The sequence below is a fragment of the Neisseria sp. P0006.S009 genome (genome assembly GCF_051962915.1).
Taxonomy (GTDB): domain Bacteria; phylum Pseudomonadota; class Gammaproteobacteria; order Burkholderiales; family Neisseriaceae; genus Neisseria; species Neisseria subflava_E.
The window spans coordinates 280,738-301,878 of the sequence record NZ_JBQCUV010000003.1 but is presented as its reverse complement, the minus strand read 5'-3'; the positions used below and the strand labels follow the sequence as shown (position 1 = coordinate 301,878).

The following is a 21,141-nucleotide window of genomic DNA, read 5'->3' as shown; positions in this document are numbered from 1 at the left end:
TTAACACACGCCTCCATTTTGTATTTCAGACGGCCTTCATCTTCAACCATCATATAAAGCTGAAATCTTACCCAACCAATAATAGACTCAGCCAAAATCTTGCTTTTTAATTTACCATAAAAAAGATGCCGTCTGAAACGGCATCTACATTTGACTGGCACTTACGCGCCAAGTTCTTTCATCAGTTTTTGGGCTTTATGCAGAATATCGCCTTCAGCCTCCTCAATCAGCCCTTGCAATGTTTCTCGAGCCGCTTCAGGATCACCGATTTCGATATACATCTTAGCCAAATCATATTTGGCTTCAAACGGTGCAGTCATGCCGACTGATTCTGAAACAAAGCCTCTTTCACTATTGCTTTGATCAGCGGCTACTGAAACATCTTCAGCTTCCCATTCCAATGCACCTTCTTCAATCACAAACTCGGAAGCAGCTGCTTCTTTCTCTGCTTCTTCTTTGGTTTCTTGAATTTGCAAGTCTTGATCTTGCTTGACATCAAATGGCAACGCATGGCCGCCTGAAGCTTCAGGGGTTTCTACCGTAAACTCAAGTGGCTCTTCATTTCTTAACTCGGAGACCTTTTTCTCTGCCGCCAAATCAAACTCAGCAAATGTATTTGCCTGCTCTTCTTTACGTTCAGGCATAACAACAGATACTGGCTGATACGGATTTTCTGGTTCAGGCTCGTACACGCTTTCCGTTGATTCGATATTGTCCCAATCAGCATGACGTCGTTGCTCTGTCTCAACATCATGCGTTACTGCACCTGAAAGAATACCTGCCTGACTATTGTCAATCTTACCCAAATCAAGTTTGACATCATCAATATTGGAAGATTCTTCTACCTCATTGATAACCACATCATCTTCAAAATCGTCTTCGATAAACAGACCGTCTTGAGTTTTTTCAGACGGCGTTACTTTAGTTGCAGCAACCGCAGCAGTTGAAGCGGCAACATTTTTCTGTACAGCCTTCTCTTCATCCTTACGGCTTACAGGTGCCGCTTCCGGCTCGTCTTTACGTTTACCGGCAGCTTTCAACAACAACCAAGCAGCAATAAGGGCTGCACCGCCTGCCAATAACCATTTCCATAAATTGCCGTCTGATTCGCTTTCTGTTTGCTCTGCGACAGAACCAGTGGTTGCAACAGGCTCAGAAGCCACTACGTTCTCTTGAGCATCAGAAGCCATAGCTTCTTGAATATCGGACGTAGGAACAGTCGATGCGGCATTTTCATTAACCGCCGCAGATGCTGCTTGTTCTGTTTGTTCAGCTGAAGCTTGTTTCACTTCTTCCTGTTGCTGTGTATTTACGCCAGCATCTTTGACCTGAGCTTCAGTTTGAGCCTCAGGCTGAACAACAGGTTTTTCTATTTTAGCTTCTGTTGCATTGGCGGTTTCATTGGCTTTTTCTGTCGCAGTATTGGTTTTAACAGGAGCAGAAGCAACCAAGCGTTGCAATTCGCTACGGTTTGGAATATTCAGTACCTTACCTGCCAACATACGGTTGGCATTATTATCGATAAACACATCCGGGTTGGCATTTACCAAAGCCTGGATGGTTTGATCCAAGGTCATACCTTGCGGACGGATACTGGACGCAATGGCAATCAGGGTTTCACCCGTACGTACCAAATGCTGCCTGCCTGAACGTGCAGCCGTGTCGTTTTTAGCAGGGGCCGTCTGAACTTGTTTTTTCTCAGCCTTACGCTGCACATCCTTACGCGCTTGAGTTGCCTGATTACCTGCTGCTTTATTGTTTTTAGTGGCCGGCTGTTGGGCATTGCGTGTCAGCTCGGAGGATTGAGATTCAGTGGCCGGACGGGTACGAACAGATGCAGCATCTTTAGAATCATATCCGGCCGGATCGATAATAGCGGTGTATTCACGCGATTGCGCGCCAACACCTACTTGGAAAACCAAAACAGGATCTTTGATGGCTTTATAGGAACGAATGGTAACGACTGCTTTATCGCCTGATTTGCGTACCGCCGCGCGCAAATTGCCATTTGAAATAGTGGCCTTGCCGCCATTAAGCAGAGCCTGAGCTTCCTCGCCAGTCACAGTGATACTGCCTGTAAAAGGCTCACCCAAATGAGATTGAACATTCAAGCCGCCCAAACCTGCAGAGGCACTGAGCGATGTCATTAAAGCGATAGAAGCTGTAATTAATTTAATATTGTGATGTTTTTTCAAAACTGATCCCCTGTTCGGAAATTATGGTACTGACCAATGTGCGCGCATTTAACCATATATTTACTAGATATTACGTCATGATATATTTTTAACCCATTCCTGCCAAGCAATAGAGGCTATTCAGCCTAAAATTCCTTAGCAAATCTATTACTTTTGCATGCTTGTGTTTCTTTTTTACAAATTTCGCCAACCCAAAACAAATATTTCATATGAATATATGTGGTATTAAAGTCATAGGGAAAGGTGCAAAAAAACACATCTCCCTGTATGATTAGCATTTACTCAATTAGTTTCATCATTAACATATGAAGGTTTTGAGCGACTTATTCGCCGTATTCTTATTTTTCATTACATACATCATCACCAAAGACATGATTGCCGCAACCACTGTTGCGGTTATCGTCGGCATTGCCCAAGCTGCGCTGACCTTTTGGAAACACCGCAAACTGGACACCATGCAATGGGTCAGCCTGATTTTGATTGTCTTTTTTGGCGGTGCAACGATTTTACTGAAAGACAACCGCTTCATCATGTGGAAACCGACCGTTCTGTTTTGGATCGGCGCGATCGTCATGCTGTTCAGCCATCTTGCCGGTAAAAACGGGCTTAAAGCCGTCATGGGCAAAGAAATGCAGCTCCCTGATTTTGTATGGACACGCCTGACTTACGCATGGATTGGCTTCCTAATTTTTATGGGTGCGGCCAACCTCTTTGTCTTTACGTATTTTCCAGACCAATGGGTCAATTACAAACTGTTCGGCACATTGGGTTTTACAATCATTTTTTCTATCGCACAGGGTATGTATCTGATGCGTTTCCAGCCTAAGGAGGATCAATAATGGAATATTTCATGCTTTTGGCCACTGATGCCGAAGATGTCCACGAAGCACGCATGGGAGCCCGCCCTGCTCATTTGGCACGCTTAGAAGAATTGAAAGCGCAAGGCCGTCTGCTGACTGCCGGCCCCAATCCCCTGCCGGATAATCCGGAACGCGTCTCCGGCAGCCTGATTGTGGCTCAATTTGAGTCTTTAGACGCCGCACAAGAATGGGCCGAACAAGACCCTTACGTCGATGCCGGCGTATACGCCGAAGTCTTGATCAAACCCTTTAAAGCCGTGTTCAAATGAGCAATATGCGTCAAATGATTGAAGAACGCCTGCAGGCGCTTGAGCCTGAGTTCTTCGATTTTGAAGATGAAAGCCATCTGCACGCCGGCCATGTCGGCAATAAAGGCGGTGGGCATTACGCTATAGTGGTGGTCAGCAACGTATTTGAAAACATTGGCCGCCTCCAGCGGCAACGTATGATTAAGCAGCTTTTGCAAGACTTGTTTTCAGACGGCCTGATTCATGCACTCAGTATCAAAGCGGCCACGCCGGACGAATACTTCCATTAAGATTACCGCCCAAACTTTGATTTCCAATCATTAATTTAGAAGAGAAATACGATGAAAAAAACCTACTTTGCTTCAGCCTTGATGCTCGCTCTGACTTCCGGCACTCTGTTTGCCCAAACTTTGGTTACCGTCAACGGCCAGGCCATCGACAGCAGCGTGATTGACGACCAAGTGGCTTCCGTACGCGCCGGCAATCCTAACATTCAAGATACGCCTGAATTGCGTCAAATGTTGACTGAACGTCAAGTTATCAGCACTGTTGTTACCCAAGAAGCCAAAAAATTAAAGTTGGATCAAAGCGCTGAATTCAAAGCGGCACTGGAGCAAGCACGTGCCGATGCCGCCAAGCAAGGAGCGGATAAAAAGCCCACATTCAAAACCGAATGGGCGGCTTTTGAAAATGATTTGTTAGGCCAAGCTTTCGCGGCACATATCATCCGCCAATTTCCTGTTCAAGAAAAAGATGTCAAAGCCGCTTACAATGATTTCAGCAACTTCTATAAAGGCACCCAAGAAGTCCAACTGGGCGAAATCGTAACCGACAGCAACAGCAATGCCCAAAAAGCCATTGCCGATTTGGACGCAAAAAAAAGCTTTGCTTCGGTATTGAACCAATATTCAATTGATGAAGCAGCCAAAAAAGCCGGCGGCATCCCTAAAGCTTATGTTCCGCTCAAAGATTTGCAAGAATCAGCACCTCCACTTTACGCTGCTGTCAAAGACCTGAAAAAAGGTGCACACACTACAACGCCGCTGCAAAACGGTAATCTGTACACCGTTTTCTACGTCAATGACCGTCGCAACGTTACCGTACCTTCTTACGAAGCCGCTAAAAACCAGATTGGCAGCGACTTACAGGCAGCCCGTGTTGATGCGGCCATTCAATCATTACTGAAAAAAGCCAGCATCAAAGTCAACAAATAATATAACGTGCCCGCCGTGATAGCGGCGGGCAATAAGGAATCCACATGAACATCAAGCCCAAAACTGCCGTTTTGGCTATCCTCGCCCTGTCAACGATCGGCTTGGCAACCGCCAAAGCACCTGAAATCGATCCTGCCCGCATCGACAGCATGGTTGCCGAAGTATTGAGACAGGCCGACCAGCATCCCAGCCAGACTGCCAAACCCGATGGTCAGGCAATCCGCAAAGATGTGGTTACACGCTTGCAGACTTTGGAAATATTGAAAAATGAAGCCTTCAAAGCTGGTTTAGACAAAGATCCGGAAGTACAGAATCAATTCAAAAACGTTGAAGCTGAGTTCTATGCCAACCAATACGCTGCTTATCTAGAACGTCAAACCGCAGTTGACGATGCCGAGTTGCGCCGTTTCTACGACCAGCAAACACGCATTATCAAGCTGCAACAAGTCAGCTTTGCCTCAGCCGACGAAGTACGCGCCGCGCAAGAACTGCTGCTCAAAGGCTTGTCATTCGAAGAGCTGATGAAGCGCTATCCTAACCCAGAGCAAGAATTTGACGGCTTCATTTCTCCGCAACAACTCCCTCACCAACTGGCCGTTGCTTTTGCCGACATGACCCGGGGCGACGTAACGCATGAGCCGATTCAGATGGAAAACCGTTTTTATCTGTTCAAACTCAGTGCAGTAGAGCATGATCCGAATGCCGAACCTTTCGAGCTGGTACGCAACCAGATTGCCCAAGCTGTCAAACGGCAAAAAGTTAATAATCAGATCGAACGCATCTTAAAAGAAAACGGCATTAATCCGTAAATTGATTCAATGGTTTCAGGCCGTCTGAAACCATACTCCAACCCAAAGGGCGTGTCTTTTACGCCCTTTTTTACAAACTTTTTTATTCAAAAACATCATGCGCGCCGTTATTCAAAAAGTTACCCAAGCCAAAGTTGACGTTTTGTCCGAAAACTCCCGCGAAACCTGCGGAAAAATCGACAACGGATTTATGATATTGCTCGGCGTTACCCACGCCGACACGGAAACAGACGCCAAATACATTGCGGACAAAACCGCCAACCTGCGTATCTTTGAAGACGAAAACGGCAAATTAAATTTATCGCTCAAAGATGTAGGCGGCTCGATATTATTGGTTTCCCAATTTACCCTTTACGCCGATGCGCGCAGCGGCCGCCGTCCGTCCTTCTCCAATGCTGCCCCTGCCGAACAAGCGGATAAACTCTATCAATATACCGCGCAACTTTTGCGCGAACATGGACTGACTGTCGAAACCGGCAGATTCCAAACCCATATGCAGGTTTCTCTTTGCAATGACGGGCCGGTTACCTTATTGCTTGATTCGCAAAAAACATTCTAAATTTCATCAAAAAAAGGCCGTCTGAAATATTTCAGACGGCCTTTTCATTTCTGTTCATTACTAAATCAAGCCTTGCGCTTTCACCCAGTTCACAATATCTGCCTCAACGGCTTCAGGTGTACCCGGATTGTCGATTTTAACGCCGTACTCATCCGCACCCAGCTCTTCCAAAATCTCCAGCTGTGAATCCAGCATTCCGGCTTTCATATAATGCCCCTGACGCGACAGCATACGTTCGAGATTGATTGCTTGAGGCGGAGTCAGATGGATAAAAGCCACCTTTCCTTCCGCACCACGCAGAATATCGCGATAGTGATGCTTGAGTGCAGAACAAGTAACGATGGAATATTTCTCCCCGTTTTTTGCCTGCTCCGTCATCCAGTCACGCAAATTGCCCAGCCAAGGATAGCGGTCTTCATCCGTCAGCGGAATACCGGCACCCATTTTGTCGCGGTTGGCTTGGGTATGGAAATCATCGCCTTCGGCATAGGGACATTGATCAAGATATTTTTGCAATGAGAGTGCGGCCGTGGTTTTACCGCAACCGCACACGCCCATCATGACAAAATGTGTCGTCATTTTTCTACTCCTTGTTTATCTGGATTTTAACGGTATTTGAAAACAGGCGGATTATGTTATCTCAAAAACACTATCCGCCGGCCGTTTTCGATTAAACCAAGATAAACAACACTGACGATAAAGCAAAACCGATGAGTGCGATAAGTGTTTGGTTGACCGTCCATGTCTTCAAGGTCGTCGGCACATCCATATCCAACAGACGGCCGACAAGCCAGAAGCCTGAGTCGTTAAAGTGGCTGCAACCGACGGAACCCGCTGCCGTCGCCAATACCACGCAAGTAATCTGCCAATCGCTGAAACCTGCCGCCGCAACGGCCGGTGCCATTAATGCGGCAGCGGTAGTCAATGCAACGGTCGCAGAACCTTGTGCAATACGCAAAGCCAAAGCCACCAAGAAACAGCCCAGTAAAACAGGAATACCCAAGTCAGCCATACTGTCGGCCAAAGCCTTACCGATACCGGAAGCACGCAACACGCCGCCAAACATACCGCCTGCACCGGTAATCAAAATGACCGAGCAAACCGGGCCCAATGCGCCATCAATGGTTTTCTCCAAAGCGCTGGCTTTTTCGCCACGTTTACTGCCCAATACATACAGGGCTACCAAAACAGAAATCAGCAAAGCAATCGGTGTCGAACCGAGCATTCGGGCAAACTGCACCCAGCCTTCATCCGCACTGACCATTTTCTCGCTGATCAGAGTAGACAAACCAGTATTCAAGAAAATCAACAACATAGGAATCAGCATAATGCCGACGACGGTGGATGCTTTTGCAGGCGCTTTCGGTTGGTCGTTATCTTGTGTACCACCACTGATCAGATCAGGAACAGGCACATGAATACTGCGACCCAAAACTTTACCCAATAAATAGCCGCTGAAATACCAAGTAATCAAGGTAACCGGCAAACCCAAAATCAGCAGTTGACCAATATTTGCGCCATAAAACTCAGAAGCGGCAATCGGGCCGGGATGAGGCGGCAGGAAGACGTGCATGACGGAAAATGCGCCAATAGATGCCAACGCATAGGGCAAAACAGTTTGCTTCATGCGGCGTGCCGTTGCAAACACAATCGGCAACATCACCACCAAACCGGCATCAAAGAAAATCGGAAAACCGAAAATCAAAGAAGCCACGCCTAAGGCAAACGGCGCACGTTTTTCACCAAAAATCCGAATCAGCGCATCCGCCAAAGATTGGGCACCGCCGGAAGTTTCCACCAAACGGCCGAGCATTGCGCCCAAACCGACCAGCAACGCCACGCTGCCGAGCGTACCGCCGAAGTTTTTGACCAACACATCATTGACGATACTGCCCATAGGCAGGCCTGTTACGATAGCAGTCAGCAGGCTGACCAATACCAACGTCAGCAAAGCATGAACACGCAGTTTCACAATTAAAATCAAAATCAGCAAAATTGCCGCCGCCGCAATACCGAGCAAAGTACCGGCACTCAGCGTTTGAGTCCAACCATCCATTTTGAAGCCTTTTTCTGTAAGAAAAATACAAACTTATTAATGTTTCTTAACACACGTAGATAAGATAACACATTTCACTATGGATTCATACGGCTGGATTTAGTCAAAATATAAACTTCTCTTTTTCAAAACCCTTTTTGTAAGATGCTTGATAAATAAGGATTACAACGAAAAACAAGGGTGACAAAAAGGCCGTCTGAAACGTAGTTAATTTTTAGACGGCCTGACATCATTCTTCTCGATAAAATAGAAACGAATATTTTTTCAATTACCTAAAATCAAGTATTTTCGGCTTATGCCTTGGTAAAAATCACCCCATTTCCCAAACGTAATTCCGGCAGTTTGGTATTAAAATCCAGCCCATTGAGGCATGAGGGACTGTTACGCATTACTGCTTCGATTTCGGCAAAATCCTCGGTCAAAAATTTTAGCCGAATCAAAAGAATCTGGACAGTAATGTTTTACGATTCCCCGAACATTCATCATGCTTTTTCTTAAAAACTGAAAGTGCCATGATACAAAGGCCGTCTGAAAAATTCTTCAGACGGCCTTGATTCTTAAACTTCTGCCGGTGGTTGCGGTGTATCCTCATCTTCCTGCTGCGTTTTCGCTTTGGCAAAACGGCTGAACCAAATACCAGCTTCGTAGAGCAGAATCAGCGGAACGGCAAGCAGGGTTTGGGAAATTACGTCAGGCGGCGTGATGATTGCGGCCACGATAAACGCACCCACTATAACATACGGACGGGCGTTCTTAAGCTGAGCGGTCGAAACAATGCCCATTTTTGCAAGCAACACCACAACAACGGGCACTTCAAACGTCATACCAAATGCGACAAACATGCCCAAAATAAAGGACAGGTATTTGTCGATATCGGTCGCCATATTGACGCCGACAGGGGTTACACCGGCCAAGAATTTGAAAATAACGGGAAACACCAGAAAATAGGCAAACGCCATACCAACGAAGAAAAGCGTTACGCTGGACAACACCAGCGGCGTAATCAAACGCTTTTCGTTTTGGTATAAGGCAGGAGCGACAAATGCCCAGACTTGATACAGCGTGTGCGGCAACGACAGCAGAAATGCCGCCATCAGGGTAACCTTGACCGGCACAAAAAACGGCGCAATCACATCAGTTGCAATCATGCTGGTATCTTTAGGCAGATTGGCCATTAATGGCTCGGCAACAAAGGTATAGAGCTGCTGGGCAAACGGCATCATGCCCAAAAAGCAGACGACGATACCGATGACGATCCACATCATGCGGCGACGCAGCTCGAGAAGATGCTCGATAAGCGGTTGGACGGGTTGTTCGTGTTGAGGTTCGGACACCGGTTGACTCACTTTTTACTTACGGACGCGCAGTTTGGGCTTGGCGTAGAATTTCGGGCGCATATCGCGTTTGCGGCTCATCGCCTGCTTACGCAAAGAAGTCGTATGCAGCGGAGGAACATCGGCAACAGGAGATTCGATATAGCTGACTTCAACCGCAGGAGCAGGAGCAGGTGAAACTGAAGCCGTCAAATACTCACGCCAAGCGCGGTCTTGCTCGGACTCGGCATTTTCAGCCCCGACAGGCTCTTGAGTTTGCGCTGCTCCACCCTCTTCAGGAACTTGGGCCGCACTTTCATTTTCAGTGCTGCTTGAAGCCAAATCAGGCAGAGGATTACCGAACTCGTCCACGCCAAAATCAGCTGGCGTTTTTTGTTCGGGCAGGCGCTCCCAAGGCTTGAGGCCATCTGAAATATCATTCAGATTTTTTTGTGCATCATCGCCTAAGTCTTTGATACCGTCGCGAAACTCCGAAGCGGCGGCTTCAAATTCCTGCTTCACCTTGCGCAATTCGTCCAACTCAGCCTGAGTATTGAGCTCCTGCTTGACGTTGTTGACGAAGCCTTGCAATTTGCCGACCAAACGCCCGGCCGTGCGCGCGGCTTGCGGCAGACGTTCTGGACCCAGCACTATTAGGGCGACAACGCCGACCAGCAGCAATTCGCCCAAACCGAAATCAAACATGGATTATGCTTTGTCTTCGTCTTTTTTGTGTTCGATGACTTCGTCTTTTTTGGCATCTTTACCGTCTGTACCTTCGTTCAGGCCTTGTTTGAAGTCATGCACTGCACCGCCGAGGTCTTTGCCGACGTTGCGCAATTTTTTGGTACCGAATACCAAAACGACGATAATCAGTACGATAATCCAGTGCCAAAGAGAGAAGCTACCCATGATAAATCCTTGAATTTGTTTAATTTAAAAAGAGATAATAATTATGCGGGCGTACCCATGATATGGATATGCAGGTGGAAGACTTCTTGTCCGCCGCCTTTGCCTGTGTTGATCAGGGTTTTGAAACCGTCGGTCAAACCTGCCTCATGGGCGATTTGAGGAACTTTCAACATCATTTTGCCCAACAGGGTTTGATGTTCGGCAGTTGCGTGTGCCAGTGAATCGAAGTGCACTTTCGGAATCAGCAGCAGATGCACCGGCGCGGCAGGACGGATATCTTTGAAACAAAGCATCTCATCGTCTTCGTAAACGGTTTGTGCCGGAATATCTTTGGTTGCGATTTTGCAGAAAATACAATTATCCATAATGGCTCCAATGGCCGTCTGAAAACGGGCGTAACGGGTTTCAACCCAAAAAGTGAAATCGTTTTTGCCCCAAGAGACGGATTCTGAAACAGGTCAAATACGGGATTGTAATATAAATTCAAGATTCTTTGCGAGAAGCTTTTTCCACTAATCCCGACAAACCTTGACGGCGCGCAAGCTCGTTTACTACATCTTCGGCGCGCAATCCGTGATGCGCCAATAAAACCATGGTATGAAACCATAAATCCGCCACTTCGTAAACCAAATGTTCGCCACCGCCATCTTTAGAGGCCATCAAGGTTTCACCCGCTTCCTCGATGACTTTTTTCAAAATCTTGTCTTCGCCTTTGTGTAGCAGTTGGGCGACATAAGAAGCATCGGGATCGCCGCCTTTGCGCGAATCGATGACGTTTTGAATTTGGGTAAGGATAGTATCGGTCATGGTCGGTTTCTCTTATTTTCTTTCAGACGGCCTTAAGGATGTTTATGTCCGTAAATCGCCTCTTCGTCTTTCAACACGGCATCGACTGCCTGCCATGCGCCCTCTTGCCAAACTTTGTAAAAACAGCTTTCGCGCCCAGTATGACAGGCAATGCCACCGTTTTGTTCAATCAGCATGACCACTGCGTCGCCATCGCAATCCAGGCGCAATTCGTGTACTTTTTGCGTATGTCCGGACTCTTCGCCCTTCATCCATTGTTTTTGGCGGGAACGGCTGTAATAGTGGGCAAAACCGGTTTCTACGGTTTTTTGCAGGGCTTCGGCGTTCATCCAGGCAACCATCAGCACACGGCGTGTCTGCCAATCTTGGGCAATCGCGCAAACCAAACCTTTCTCATCAAATTTTACGGCATTCAGCAACGTTTCGTTTATATTCGACATGTGCGTCTTTCTCCCATATTTTTCAGACGGCCTTTGGGTAGCAATCACAAACGCACTTCAATTCCTGCTTCACGCATGGCCAGTTTCGCTTCGCGGATACTCGCTTCGCCAAAGTGGAAAATACTGGCGGCCAATACCGCATCTGCTTTTCCTTCTTTAATGCCGTCCACCAAATGCTGGACCGAACCGACACCGCCGGAAGCAATGACCGGAATATCGACCGCTTCGCTGACCGCGCGAGTCAGAGGCAGGTTGAAACCTTGCTTGGTACCGTCCCGGTCCATACTGGTCAGCAAAATCTCGCCCGCACCGCGCCGCTGCATTTCGACAGCCCATTCCACCGCGTCCAAACCGGTCGGATTACGTCCGCCGTGGGTAAAGATTTCCCAACGGGTGTTTTCAGGGTTGACCGCTTTGGCATCCACGGCAACGACAATTGCTTGCGAACCAAAAAAACCGGCCGCTTCATTTACCAAATCAGGATTGGTTACAGCGGCCGTATTGATGCTGGCCTTATCGGCACCGGCATTAAGCAGACGACGGATATCGGCAACCGTGCGCACGCCACCGCCGACGGTTAATGGAATAAAAACTTGTGATGCGACTGCCTCAATAACGTGCAAAATAGTGTCGCGATTATCGCTGGAAGCAGTGATGTCCAAAAAGGTCAACTCATCCGCGCCTTCATCGTTGTAGCGTTTGGCAACATCAACCGGATTGCCCGCATCGCGCAGACCCAAAAAGTTGACACCTTTTACCACGCGACCGTCTTTTACATCCAGACAAGGAATAATTCGTTTTGCCAATGCCATACCCAATACCTCTTATCCGTTATCAGGCCGTCTGAAACCGTCAGGCCAAAAATTTGCTCAACCAATCCGGCAAATGTTGCAACAGCTGAAAATAACCAATGCCGGCTATCATCGCCAAAACACAGGAAATAATGAAATTGCTGTCGATACGGCCGACGATGGAAAAAATCAAACCGGCAAATGCCCACACTATCCCATTGAAAATCATCCAATAGGTATCGATAATCGGCAAATCAAACGCCGTCAGCTGCCGCAATATCACAGCAATCAGTGTAAACCACAAACTTTCGCTTAGCGGATACACTTCGCGGTCGGATGACCAGATAATCCAAAAACCCAAAACAAACGCTTCAAGCATATTAATCCCTTAATAAAATATCGATTAGGTTATTTTTATGATTATTTCAAATAGATATAAACCCATAACCTATACAGGCAATCCCTTTGAGTGCATTTTTGTGTGCTGCGTCAGCCGCTGCGTTTTAATGGCCTGAAAGGTCTTATCCGCATAATCCGACACACTTAAGCCAAAGAATCGGCCAGTTTTTGTGCCTGTGCGAAATCAATACTTCCCTCATAAATTGCGCGGCCGGTAATCGCACCGCTCACACCCTCTTTTTCAACGGCACACAATGCGCGGATATCATCCAAATTCGTCAAGCCGCCGGAAGCGATAATCGGAATATTCACTGATTGAGCCAATTTAACGGTAGCCTCGATATTCACGCCGCTCATCATGCCGTCGCGGCCGATATCGGTATAAATAATGCTGTTGACACCATCGTCTTCAAAACGCTTGGCCAAATCGACGACATGATGCTCCGTTACCGTTGCCCAACCGTCTATCGCCACCATACCGTCTTTGGCATCCAAGCCGACGATAATCTGACCCGGAAATGCCTTACATGCTTCGCGCACAAATTCAGGATTTTTTACCGCGGCCGTACCGATAATCACATCGGTCAGCCCCAAATCCAAATATTTTTCAATGGTTCCCAAATCACGGATACCGCCGCCAAGCTGTACCGGAATATCTTTAGCCACGGCGGCCAAAATCTCTTTAATCGCCGGAAAATTTTGAGGAACGCCTGCAAATGCGCCGTTTAAATCAACCAAATGCAAACGGCGTGCGCCTTGATTGCGCCAATGCGAAGCCATCTCTGCCGGCGAATCGGAAAATACCGTCGCCTGCTCCATCAAGCCTTGTTTTAAACGAACACAGCGTCCTTCTTTCAAATCAATGGCAGGTATCAACAGCATTTTTTTCTCCTCTATTCAATTTCAGTATATTTTACACAAATTAGCGATTTTTAGCAGATTTATGTTAAAAACCTCAAATCTGCCAATTTAAAAAATTACGCAGCAGCAGCAATCCTGCCTGATGGCTTTTCTCCGTGTGGAACTGTGTGGCAAACACATTGTCCTTACCGACAATGCAGGCAAATTCATTCGGATATTCGCTGACGCCTAAAACAATCTCTTCATTTTTCGGTGCAAAATAATAGCTGTGAACAAAATAAAAATACTCGTTCTGCCCAATGTCTTGAAATAAAGGGTGCGGACGGATTTGGCGCACTGTATTCCACCCCATATGCGGCACTTTCAGACGGCCTCCTTGCTCATCGGTTTGATTGAGCAAAAACCGTTTGACTTGCCCTTCAAACCAGCCCAAACCATCTGTATCGCCTTCTTCGCTGTGTTCAAACAATAATTGCGCACCTACGCAAATTCCAAAAAACGGCTTATTTTTCAGGCCGTCTGAAACAGCCTCGCCCAAACCGCTGGCCTTCAGCGCCGACATACAATCCGGCATGGCGCCCTGCCCCGGAAAGATAACCTTATCCGCCGCCATCACTTCTTCGGGCCGCGAAGTCAGATAAATTTCGGCATTTTGATTGGACAAAACCTGCGCCGCCTGAACAGATTTCAATACTGAGTGTAGGTTTCCCATTCCATAATCGACAATCGCTACTTTCATTGCTTCTCCTCAGGCCGTCTGAAAACATTTAATGATTAATATAATAATAAGAATGATTGTAGCAAAAGATGGTTTAAAACAAAATATTGCCACCATACAAGATGAATAATAAAGGCCGTCTGAAATCCCGATCGGTTTCAGACGGCCTTTATTCATTCACACGATGCCTTATTCTTCAGATGTGTCTTTTGCTTCTTCTTGAACAGATTCTTCGCTCAGCGTGCCTTTGGTAGAAGGCGTTTGACCAATCATGCGCGGATCGTATTCGACCGCCATGCGCAATGCGCGGCCGAAGGCTTTGAAAACGGTCTCGGCTTGATGATGTGCATTACGGCCGCTCAAGTTATCGATATGCAAGGTCATCATGCTGTGGTTCACAAGGCCGTGGAAAAATTCTTCAAACAAATCGACATCAAAACGGCCGATCAGGGCGCGGGTAAAGTCGATGTTGTACACCAAACCAGGACGACCGGAAAGGTCGATAACCACACGGCTCAACGCTTCATCCAGCGGAACATAGGCATGACCGTAACGGGTAATGCCGGCTTTATTGCCAAGCGCTTGTTTCAGAGCCTGACCCACCACGATACCGATGTCTTCAACCGTGTGATGGTCGTCAATGTGCAAATCGCCTTTGCAGGTAATATCCAAGTCAATCAAACCATGGCGCGCTACTTGGGCAAGCATATGCTCAAGGAAAGGAACGCCGGTATCCAAGCGATATTTGCCGGTACCGTCAAGATTGAGGCTGACGGTAATTTGGGTTTCGCAGGTATTGCGGGTCACGGTAACAAAACGGCCTTCGGTTGAAACACCAGCTTCGGCTGCTTCGACAGTTTGTTTTTCCAAACGCGCCGCTTCAATCGCTGCTGCTTTTTCTTGGTCTTTGCTGTGATCCCGGTTCAGCCAGCCTTTGCGTTTGTGCATACCGGATTCCAACTTCGCAGCCAGGCTCGGACGGATGCCGCGCGCAGACTCATCGCCTGCTTGTTGTTCCAAACGGCGTTTGAGCTGAGACAAAGAGGCGGAGTTTTCATAACCACACGCGCGTGCGAGTTTGGTCAATGAGCCGGCTTCTTCAACCAGTAACAGAAAATTGGTCAAATGCAGTTGAGCTTTGTTCATAATGGTAGTTTCCTTGGAATCAAAGATTGGGGTAAAGGTTTCTAATAACGGCCAAGACAGCATCATTTTGCGCTGCCGAGCCTATGGTTATGCGGACACACTGATCCAAAAGCGGATGGCTGCCATGCAGTTTTTTAATCAGTATGCGGTTTTGCTTCAATGTTTCAAACAGCTCGTTCGCATCAGGAACGCGAACGGTAATAAAGTTGGCTTCGCTCGGAAAAACTTCCAAACGGTTTAATTTCAACAATTCATCCATCACGCGCGAACGCTCGTTTTTTAATGTATCAATGTTTTGCCGAATGATTTGATGATGTTTCAATGAGAATTTTGCCGCCGCCAAGCTTAATTGATTCATATTGTAAGGCGGAAGGATTTTGGCCAGCTCTCCAATAATACTCGGACTTGCCGCTGCATATCCCATCCGCAAGCCTGCAAAGCCGATTTTACTGATGGTGCGCATTACAACCAGGTTTTCGACTTCACCCGCCCACGGAAGGAAGCTGTCATGATGGAATGCGCCATATGCCTCATCGACAACCACAATGCCGGTAGCGGCACGAATGACCGCCTCTACTTCTTCTCGCTTAAAGCACACGCCGGTAGGATTATTGGGATAAGCAATAAAAATTAATGACGGCCGATGTTGCTCGATGGCGGACAAAACGGCAGGAAGATTTAAAGAGAAATCCGGATTTAAGGGAATACCGACATATTCCATGCCATAAAGCGCGGCATTATGACGATACATAACGAAACTTGGCTCAATACCCAATACACGCGCATTTGGTTTGGCAACCAGCATGGTCAAAAACTGGATAAGCTCGTCGGAGCCGTTGCCCAATGCGATTTCCGCTTTATCGGGAATACCGAAAACTTCCCTCAATTCCTCATAAATACCGCTCTTGGCAGTATGGGGATACAAATGAATCGGTGCCTGCCTTGCCAAGTCCGCCCATTCTGACAATAAAGATTCATACCTGACGAAAGGATGATGCGGACACTCCATGGCGTCCAACTTAATAAAACCTTCCGGCAAATCGGCAACCTGATAGGCTGTCATTACTTTAATATCATCACGGATAACATCAGCAACGCGATTCATGGTTTTCTATCCTCCTCAGATAAAGTATTTATAATAGTAGCACAATCTTTATTAGATATATATATTAATAAGACTATAAAACAAGATAAAGTTTCATTCGTTTGAAGAAAAAACAATAAATCCTTTCTTCAGCATCTTTAAGCAATATTCTTGGCTTCCACCGCCTTTTTAGCGGTATAATTTTAAGTTTTCCAGTACGGCTTTACGTCCTCAATATTGTGAACAATACACGCTCCCCATTACCTTATCTTGCAACGTCCATAAGCCTTATCCTGCTGATTCTGCTTTCCTTGTCATGGGAATTATGGATCGCACCATTGCGCGAAGGCGGCTCATGGCTGGCACTGAAAGCCCTGCCGCTGTGCCTGCCGTTGACCGGTATTTTGAAAAAACGCATCTACACTTATCAATACAGCTCCATGCTGATTCTGATTTACTTTGCCGAAGCCTGTATGCGCCTGGCTGACACAACCGTCGCCAGCCGGATTTGCGCCGCCGTTTCCGTATTATTGTGCATTGCCTTTTTCCTCGGCTGCCTTGCATTTATCAAACAACAAAAACACACATCAAAATGACCTACCACACACTTTCAGACGGCCTGACTGAATCTTCAGTGAAAACCTTTTGGCCTTTATGGCTCAGTTTTCTTTGGATTTGCGCCGTCCCTTTTCTCTCACTCTACCGAGTCGGCCCACTGCCCAGTTTTTATTTGGAAGCCATCTCACTGAGCGGCTCATTGGTCCTGACATTGATTAGCGCACACAAAGGCCTGCTGAATATCCGCCTTCCCGCACTCAGTATCGGCTTGTTTGCCATGGCTGCATTTTGGTCGCTCCAAGCGCGCTTCATGTATTCGACCTACCCCGGCATGAGCGATATTACTGCTTGGACCTTTGTCATTTTGGCACTGGGCGCATGGTCGGTTCGCGGCTGGGTAACGGCCTACGGACAAGAACGCGTCGTCAGCATCTTCGCTTGGTCTTTATTGATAGGGGCAACCATACAGGCCGCCATCGTCTGGCTGCAATTTAAAGGCTGGTCCAACGTAGAGTGGTTGAACGGCATCATTGCCCGAAGCAACGGCACCGTAAACGGCCAACTCGGCCAGCGCAACCATTTGGGACATTATTTAATGTGGGGCATTTTGACGGCATCCTATTTATGGACGGCACGCAAAATGTCCAATACAGCAGGTTTTCTGTTCGTATTGGCTTTGACTGCAACCCTTGGCCTTGTCAACTCGCGCACTATCTTAGGCTATATTGCCGCCCTCTTCCTGATTACGCCGTTATGGTTTTGGCGTACCCGTTTCCAACACAAACGCGCACTGTGCATTTTCCTTCTGACTGCAATCCTGGCCGCTGTTTTCCAATTCGGCATGGGCAGCCTGTTGGATTTGTTTGGCAACATCAAATACGAAACCGCTGTAGAACGCGCAGGCACCAGCGGTTTTGAAGGCTCCATGCGCCAAATCGAATGGAGCAAGGCATGGATTGCCTTTCAATCCGCACCTTGGTTCGGTCATGGCTGGAACAGCTTTGCCCAGCAAACCTTCCTGATTAATGCACAACAACAATACTTCCCCAACAATATCCTCGGCGTACTGTTTACCCATTCGCACAATATCGTCATGCAGTTATTGTCCGAAATGGGCATTGCCGGCACCTTGCTTGCAGCCTTAACCCTGCTTGCAGCCGTGTGGCGACTATTGGGCCGTAACCAAACACCGGCCTCGCTGTTTTTACTGACTGCCGCCGCCGTCAGCCTTTGCCACAGCATGCTTGAATATCCACTTTGGTATATCTACTTCCTCACCGTATTTAGCCTGATTCTGTCGTTGACACCCTCTTATCCGAAAGATGTTTCAGACGGCCCTGTATCTACCCGAATCAGACAATGGGCAGGCGGTATAGCTGCTTTATCGATTTTAATCGGCATGGCAAACCTCAGCTGGGAATATCAAAATCTGACCCAATATAGCCGTGTAGGGAAAACCGATGATCAGCAAACGGTTCAAAACAAAATCGACGGCTTGCAACGACTTTCCAAAGAAAGCCCCATGCTTGCCTATTACGCCGATTTGAGCTTGAGCAAACGTGCCGACCCGACCGATGCCTACATCCGTCCGTGGGCGGAAGAAGCCGCACTCAAAGCCCTGACCTACCGCCCCTACTCCAGCGCCTACCAAGTCGGCCTTTACCTCTACCGACAAGGCAAAAAAGAAGAAGGTGCGCAATGGATGCAGGCAATGCAATATTATTATCCTTATATGATGTATTTCTACGCTGACAAAATACGCAGTCACCCGGCATTCGCTCCCTTGCTGCCCAAACTTTTGTCCGATTGCAAAGATTTCATCAACGCACCGAAACACCAAACCGCCCAATCATGCGACAAACCCTGAACAAAACACGCCCAATTGTCAGTTTGTCCTTACAGGCCGTCTGAAAATGTAAAGAGCGACAAGTTTCTATGCAAAAAAGCGCAAAAGCACAGAAAATTACGCTATCAACAAAAGCAGATTGCATGTTAAGATTGAATACAACTCTGTTTTAATCGCCGCACCGCACTATTTAGTGCCACGGCGCATACAATCACGAAAAGGAAATTCCATGAGTCGCGTATTACTCGTAGATGACGATGCCCTCTTGACCGAATTGCTGACCGAATACCTGACTGCCGAAGGCCTCAACGTTCATAGCGTTCCCGACGGCGAAGCCGGCGTTCAAGAAATTCTGACCGGACAATACGATGTCGTCGTATTAGACTCCATGATGCCTAAAATGAACGGTTTGGACGTACTGAAAAACGTACGTACCCAAAGCACCGTGCCCATCATCATGCTGACCGCGAAAGGCGACGACATCGACCGCATTATCGGTCTGGAAATGGGTGCGGACGATTACGTACCGAAACCATGCACACCGCGCGAACTCTTGGCGCGTATCAACGCCATCTTGCGCCGTGCGCAACACAGCAACGAACAAAACAACGCGCCTAACAGCATTTCTGTCAGCGACGTTGTCCTGTACCCTGCCAAACGCCAAGCCAGCATCAAAGACACTCCGCTCGAGTTGACCAGCACCGAATTCAACCTGCTCGAAGTTTTGATGCGCCACGCCGGACAAGTTGTCAGCAAGGAAACTCTGTCTATCGAGGCACTCGACCGCAAACTGGCTAAATTTGACCGCAGCATCGACGTACACATCTCCAGCATCCGCCACAAATTGGGCGATGCTTCCCTGATTCAAACTGTACGCGGCTTAGGCTACCTGTTTGTTAAAAACTAAAGATTAAACAGATCAATGAAACTGTTTCAACGCATCTTCGCCACATTTTGCGCAGTCATCGTCTGCGCAATCTTTGTGGCGAGTTTTTCATTTTGGCTGGTACAAAACACCCTTGCCGAAAACCAATTTAACCAACGCCGCACCATCGAAACCACATTGATGAGCAGCATCATCTCCGCGTTTAACTCGCGCGGAGACAGCGGTGCGCGCGAAATTCTTTCCGAATGGAAAAACAATCCGGTTTCCAATGCCGTCTATGTGATTACCGGCGACGATAAAAAAGATATTTTAGGCCGAAACATCGACAGCCTCTCCATTGAACGCGCCCGCATCTTTGCCATCAACAATCCCGAATCCGATTTAGCCCACATCGAATACGACCGTTTCGGCGAAGAATACCTCTTCTTCATTAAAGGCTGGGACAACCATCAAGCCCAACGCCTGCCCAGCCCGCTTTTCATTCCCGGCCTGCCGCTCTCACCGATTTGGCACGAATTTATCATTCTGTCTTTCATCATCATCGTCGGCCTCTTGATGGCATATATCCTTGCCAACAACATCACCAAGCCCATTAAAATTCTTGGCGGCGGTATGGACAGGGTAGCCAACGGCGAACTCGAAACCCGCATTTCCCAGCAAGTTGACGACCGTGACGACGAATTGTCCCACCTTGCCGTACAGTTCGACAAAATGGCCGAAAAATTGGAAAAACTTGTGGCCAAAGAGCGTCATTTGCTCCACCACGTTTCTCATGAAATGCGTTCGCCGCTGGCACGTATGCAAGCGATTGTCGGCCTGATTCAATCTCAGCCGCAAAAACAAGAGCAATATCTCAAGCGACTCGAAGGCGAATTGGTGCGCATGGATACTTTGGTAGGTGAATTATTGACCCTCTCCCGCCTAGAGACTTCCAATATTCCTTTGGAAAAAGAAAACCTCAAACTCGTTCCTTTCCTGACCAACTTGATTGAGGACAACCAAAGCATTGCCCACCAAAACAATCAAAGCGTTACCCTGAGCATTGACCCTAAAATCCCTGAAAATGCCGTAATCAGTGCCAACGAAGGCTATCTATACCGCGCCTTTGACAACGTTATCCGCAACGCCATCAACTACAGTCCGGAAGGCAGCACCATTCAAGCCCATATCGGACAAGACGGCAAAAACTGGATTATCGATGTTACCGACAATGGGCCAGGCGTAGACGAAATGCAGCTTCCGCATATTTTCACTGCCTTTTATCGCGCCGACTCCAGCGCGCACAAGCCCGGTACAGGTTTAGGGCTTGCCTTGACGCAGCACATTATGGAACAGCACTGCGGTAAAATCATTGCTGAAAATGTCAAACCAAACGGCCTGAGGATGCATTTTATCCTTCCCAAAAAGAAAGCCGGAGACAAAAAAGAAGTCTGAAAATA

General features: G+C 47.5%; 25 protein-coding genes. 10 read left to right on the top strand and 15 right to left on the bottom strand.

Features of this window, described 5'->3' with window-relative positions; genetic code table 11:
* Window positions 1-161: 161 nt before the first annotated feature.
* Window positions 162-2,147: a FimV/HubP family polar landmark protein gene (locus ACTHTK_RS07590; protein ID WP_107724142.1), complete on the bottom strand. Its 1,986-nt coding sequence runs from the start codon at window positions 2,145-2,147 to the stop codon at window positions 162-164.
* Between the two features lie 353 nt (window positions 2,148-2,500).
* On the opposite strand from ACTHTK_RS07590, the gene ACTHTK_RS07585 reads away from it, so the two are divergent.
* The 6 genes from ACTHTK_RS07585 to dtd all read left to right on the top strand — a co-directional run bounded on the left by ACTHTK_RS07585 (window position 2,501) and on the right by dtd (window position 5,885).
* Entirely contained in the window at window positions 2,501-3,034 is a 534-nt protein-coding gene (locus ACTHTK_RS07585; protein ID WP_107724141.1) for a septation protein A, read from the top strand.
* The gene (locus ACTHTK_RS07580; protein WP_063069206.1) at window positions 3,034-3,324 is read left to right on the top strand and encodes a YciI family protein; all 291 of its coding nucleotides are present in this window, start codon (window positions 3,034-3,036) and stop codon (window positions 3,322-3,324) included. Before ACTHTK_RS07585 ends, ACTHTK_RS07580 begins: the two co-directional genes overlap by 1 nt.
* Window positions 3,321-3,593: a BolA family protein gene (locus ACTHTK_RS07575; RefSeq protein ID WP_063069205.1), complete on the top strand. Its 273-nt coding sequence runs from the start codon at window positions 3,321-3,323 to the stop codon at window positions 3,591-3,593. Before ACTHTK_RS07580 ends, ACTHTK_RS07575 begins: the two co-directional genes overlap by 4 nt.
* Before the next feature lie 51 nt (window positions 3,594-3,644).
* Window positions 3,645-4,517 (top strand): peptidylprolyl isomerase, encoded by an 873-nt coding sequence (locus ACTHTK_RS07570; protein WP_440378559.1) that lies wholly within the window; start codon window positions 3,645-3,647, stop codon window positions 4,515-4,517.
* A gap of 44 nt (window positions 4,518-4,561) precedes the next feature.
* The gene (locus ACTHTK_RS07565; RefSeq protein ID WP_440378558.1) at window positions 4,562-5,326 is read left to right on the top strand and encodes a peptidyl-prolyl cis-trans isomerase; all 765 of its coding nucleotides are present in this window, start codon (window positions 4,562-4,564) and stop codon (window positions 5,324-5,326) included.
* A 97-nt stretch (window positions 5,327-5,423) separates the two neighbouring features.
* Entirely contained in the window at window positions 5,424-5,885 is a 462-nt protein-coding gene (dtd, locus tag ACTHTK_RS07560) for a D-aminoacyl-tRNA deacylase (RefSeq protein WP_254345169.1), read from the top strand.
* 60 nt (window positions 5,886-5,945) lie between these two features.
* On the opposite strand, the gene ACTHTK_RS07555 is transcribed toward dtd, so the two are convergent.
* The 14 genes from ACTHTK_RS07555 to hisC all read right to left on the bottom strand — a co-directional run bounded on the left by ACTHTK_RS07555 (window position 5,946) and on the right by hisC (window position 16,433).
* Entirely contained in the window at window positions 5,946-6,464 is a 519-nt protein-coding gene (locus ACTHTK_RS07555; protein ID WP_440378557.1) for a gluconokinase, GntK/IdnK-type, read from the bottom strand.
* Between the two features lie 91 nt (window positions 6,465-6,555).
* A complete protein-coding gene (locus ACTHTK_RS07550) occupies window positions 6,556-7,941 on the bottom strand; it encodes a GntP family permease (RefSeq protein ID WP_036493179.1) in 1,386 nt (461 codons plus the stop codon).
* A gap of 557 nt (window positions 7,942-8,498) precedes the next feature.
* Window positions 8,499-9,275, bottom strand: a complete 777-nt coding sequence (gene tatC / locus ACTHTK_RS07545) for a twin-arginine translocase subunit TatC (protein WP_440378556.1) — start codon at window positions 9,273-9,275, stop codon at window positions 8,499-8,501.
* Between the two features lie 15 nt (window positions 9,276-9,290).
* Entirely contained in the window at window positions 9,291-9,959 is a 669-nt protein-coding gene (tatB, locus tag ACTHTK_RS07540) for a Sec-independent protein translocase protein TatB (protein WP_107724136.1), read from the bottom strand.
* A 3-nt stretch (window positions 9,960-9,962) separates the two neighbouring features.
* Window positions 9,963-10,166, bottom strand: a complete 204-nt coding sequence (gene tatA, locus ACTHTK_RS07535) for a Sec-independent protein translocase subunit TatA (RefSeq protein WP_003679438.1) — start codon at window positions 10,164-10,166, stop codon at window positions 9,963-9,965.
* 41 nt (window positions 10,167-10,207) lie between these two features.
* Window positions 10,208-10,531, bottom strand: a complete 324-nt coding sequence (locus ACTHTK_RS07530) for a histidine triad nucleotide-binding protein (protein ID WP_049329536.1) — start codon at window positions 10,529-10,531, stop codon at window positions 10,208-10,210.
* Between the two features lie 118 nt (window positions 10,532-10,649).
* Window positions 10,650-10,973 carry a phosphoribosyl-ATP diphosphatase gene (locus ACTHTK_RS07525; RefSeq protein WP_003679440.1) on the bottom strand — a complete coding sequence of 108 codons (324 nt, stop codon included), beginning with the start codon at window positions 10,971-10,973 and terminating at the stop codon, window positions 10,650-10,652.
* Between the two features lie 32 nt (window positions 10,974-11,005).
* Window positions 11,006-11,413, bottom strand: a complete 408-nt coding sequence (gene hisI / locus ACTHTK_RS07520) for a phosphoribosyl-AMP cyclohydrolase (protein ID WP_070646206.1) — start codon at window positions 11,411-11,413, stop codon at window positions 11,006-11,008.
* Window positions 11,414-11,457: 44 nt separating this feature from the next.
* A complete protein-coding gene (gene hisF / locus ACTHTK_RS07515) occupies window positions 11,458-12,225 on the bottom strand; it encodes an imidazole glycerol phosphate synthase subunit HisF (protein WP_003748652.1) in 768 nt (255 codons plus the stop codon).
* Window positions 12,226-12,265: 40 nt separating this feature from the next.
* On the bottom strand, window positions 12,266-12,583 hold the full coding sequence (locus tag ACTHTK_RS07510) for a hypothetical protein (protein ID WP_049331168.1): 318 nt from the start codon (window positions 12,581-12,583) through the stop codon (window positions 12,266-12,268).
* Window positions 12,584-12,747: 164 nt separating this feature from the next.
* Window positions 12,748-13,485: a 1-(5-phosphoribosyl)-5-[(5-phosphoribosylamino)methylideneamino]imidazole-4-carboxamide isomerase gene (gene hisA / locus ACTHTK_RS07505; protein WP_107724135.1), complete on the bottom strand. Its 738-nt coding sequence runs from the start codon at window positions 13,483-13,485 to the stop codon at window positions 12,748-12,750.
* Window positions 13,486-13,558: 73 nt separating this feature from the next.
* Window positions 13,559-14,203: an imidazole glycerol phosphate synthase subunit HisH gene (hisH, locus tag ACTHTK_RS07500; RefSeq protein WP_107724134.1), complete on the bottom strand. Its 645-nt coding sequence runs from the start codon at window positions 14,201-14,203 to the stop codon at window positions 13,559-13,561.
* A 168-nt stretch (window positions 14,204-14,371) separates the two neighbouring features.
* Window positions 14,372-15,328 carry an imidazoleglycerol-phosphate dehydratase HisB gene (hisB, locus tag ACTHTK_RS07495; RefSeq protein WP_107724133.1) on the bottom strand — a complete coding sequence of 319 codons (957 nt, stop codon included), beginning with the start codon at window positions 15,326-15,328 and terminating at the stop codon, window positions 14,372-14,374.
* A 19-nt stretch (window positions 15,329-15,347) separates the two neighbouring features.
* Entirely contained in the window at window positions 15,348-16,433 is a 1,086-nt protein-coding gene (hisC, locus tag ACTHTK_RS07490; RefSeq protein WP_107724132.1) for a histidinol-phosphate transaminase, read from the bottom strand.
* 218 nt (window positions 16,434-16,651) lie between these two features.
* On the opposite strand from hisC, the gene ACTHTK_RS07485 reads away from it, so the two are divergent.
* From ACTHTK_RS07485 to ACTHTK_RS07470, 4 genes are all read left to right on the top strand, one after another.
* Complete coding sequence (locus ACTHTK_RS07485; protein ID WP_070632531.1) at window positions 16,652-17,008, top strand: DUF2069 domain-containing protein; 357 nt, start codon at window positions 16,652-16,654, stop codon at window positions 17,006-17,008.
* A complete protein-coding gene (locus tag ACTHTK_RS07480; RefSeq protein ID WP_107724131.1) occupies window positions 17,005-18,837 on the top strand; it encodes a PglL family O-oligosaccharyltransferase in 1,833 nt (610 codons plus the stop codon). Before ACTHTK_RS07485 ends, ACTHTK_RS07480 begins: the two co-directional genes overlap by 4 nt.
* Before the next feature lie 208 nt (window positions 18,838-19,045).
* Window positions 19,046-19,723 (top strand): two-component system response regulator MisR, encoded by a 678-nt coding sequence (gene misR / locus ACTHTK_RS07475; RefSeq protein WP_003748666.1) that lies wholly within the window; start codon window positions 19,046-19,048, stop codon window positions 19,721-19,723.
* A 15-nt stretch (window positions 19,724-19,738) separates the two neighbouring features.
* The gene (locus ACTHTK_RS07470) at window positions 19,739-21,136 is read left to right on the top strand and encodes an ATP-binding protein (RefSeq protein ID WP_440378555.1); all 1,398 of its coding nucleotides are present in this window, start codon (window positions 19,739-19,741) and stop codon (window positions 21,134-21,136) included.
* The last annotated feature ends 5 nt before the right edge of the window (window positions 21,137-21,141 follow it).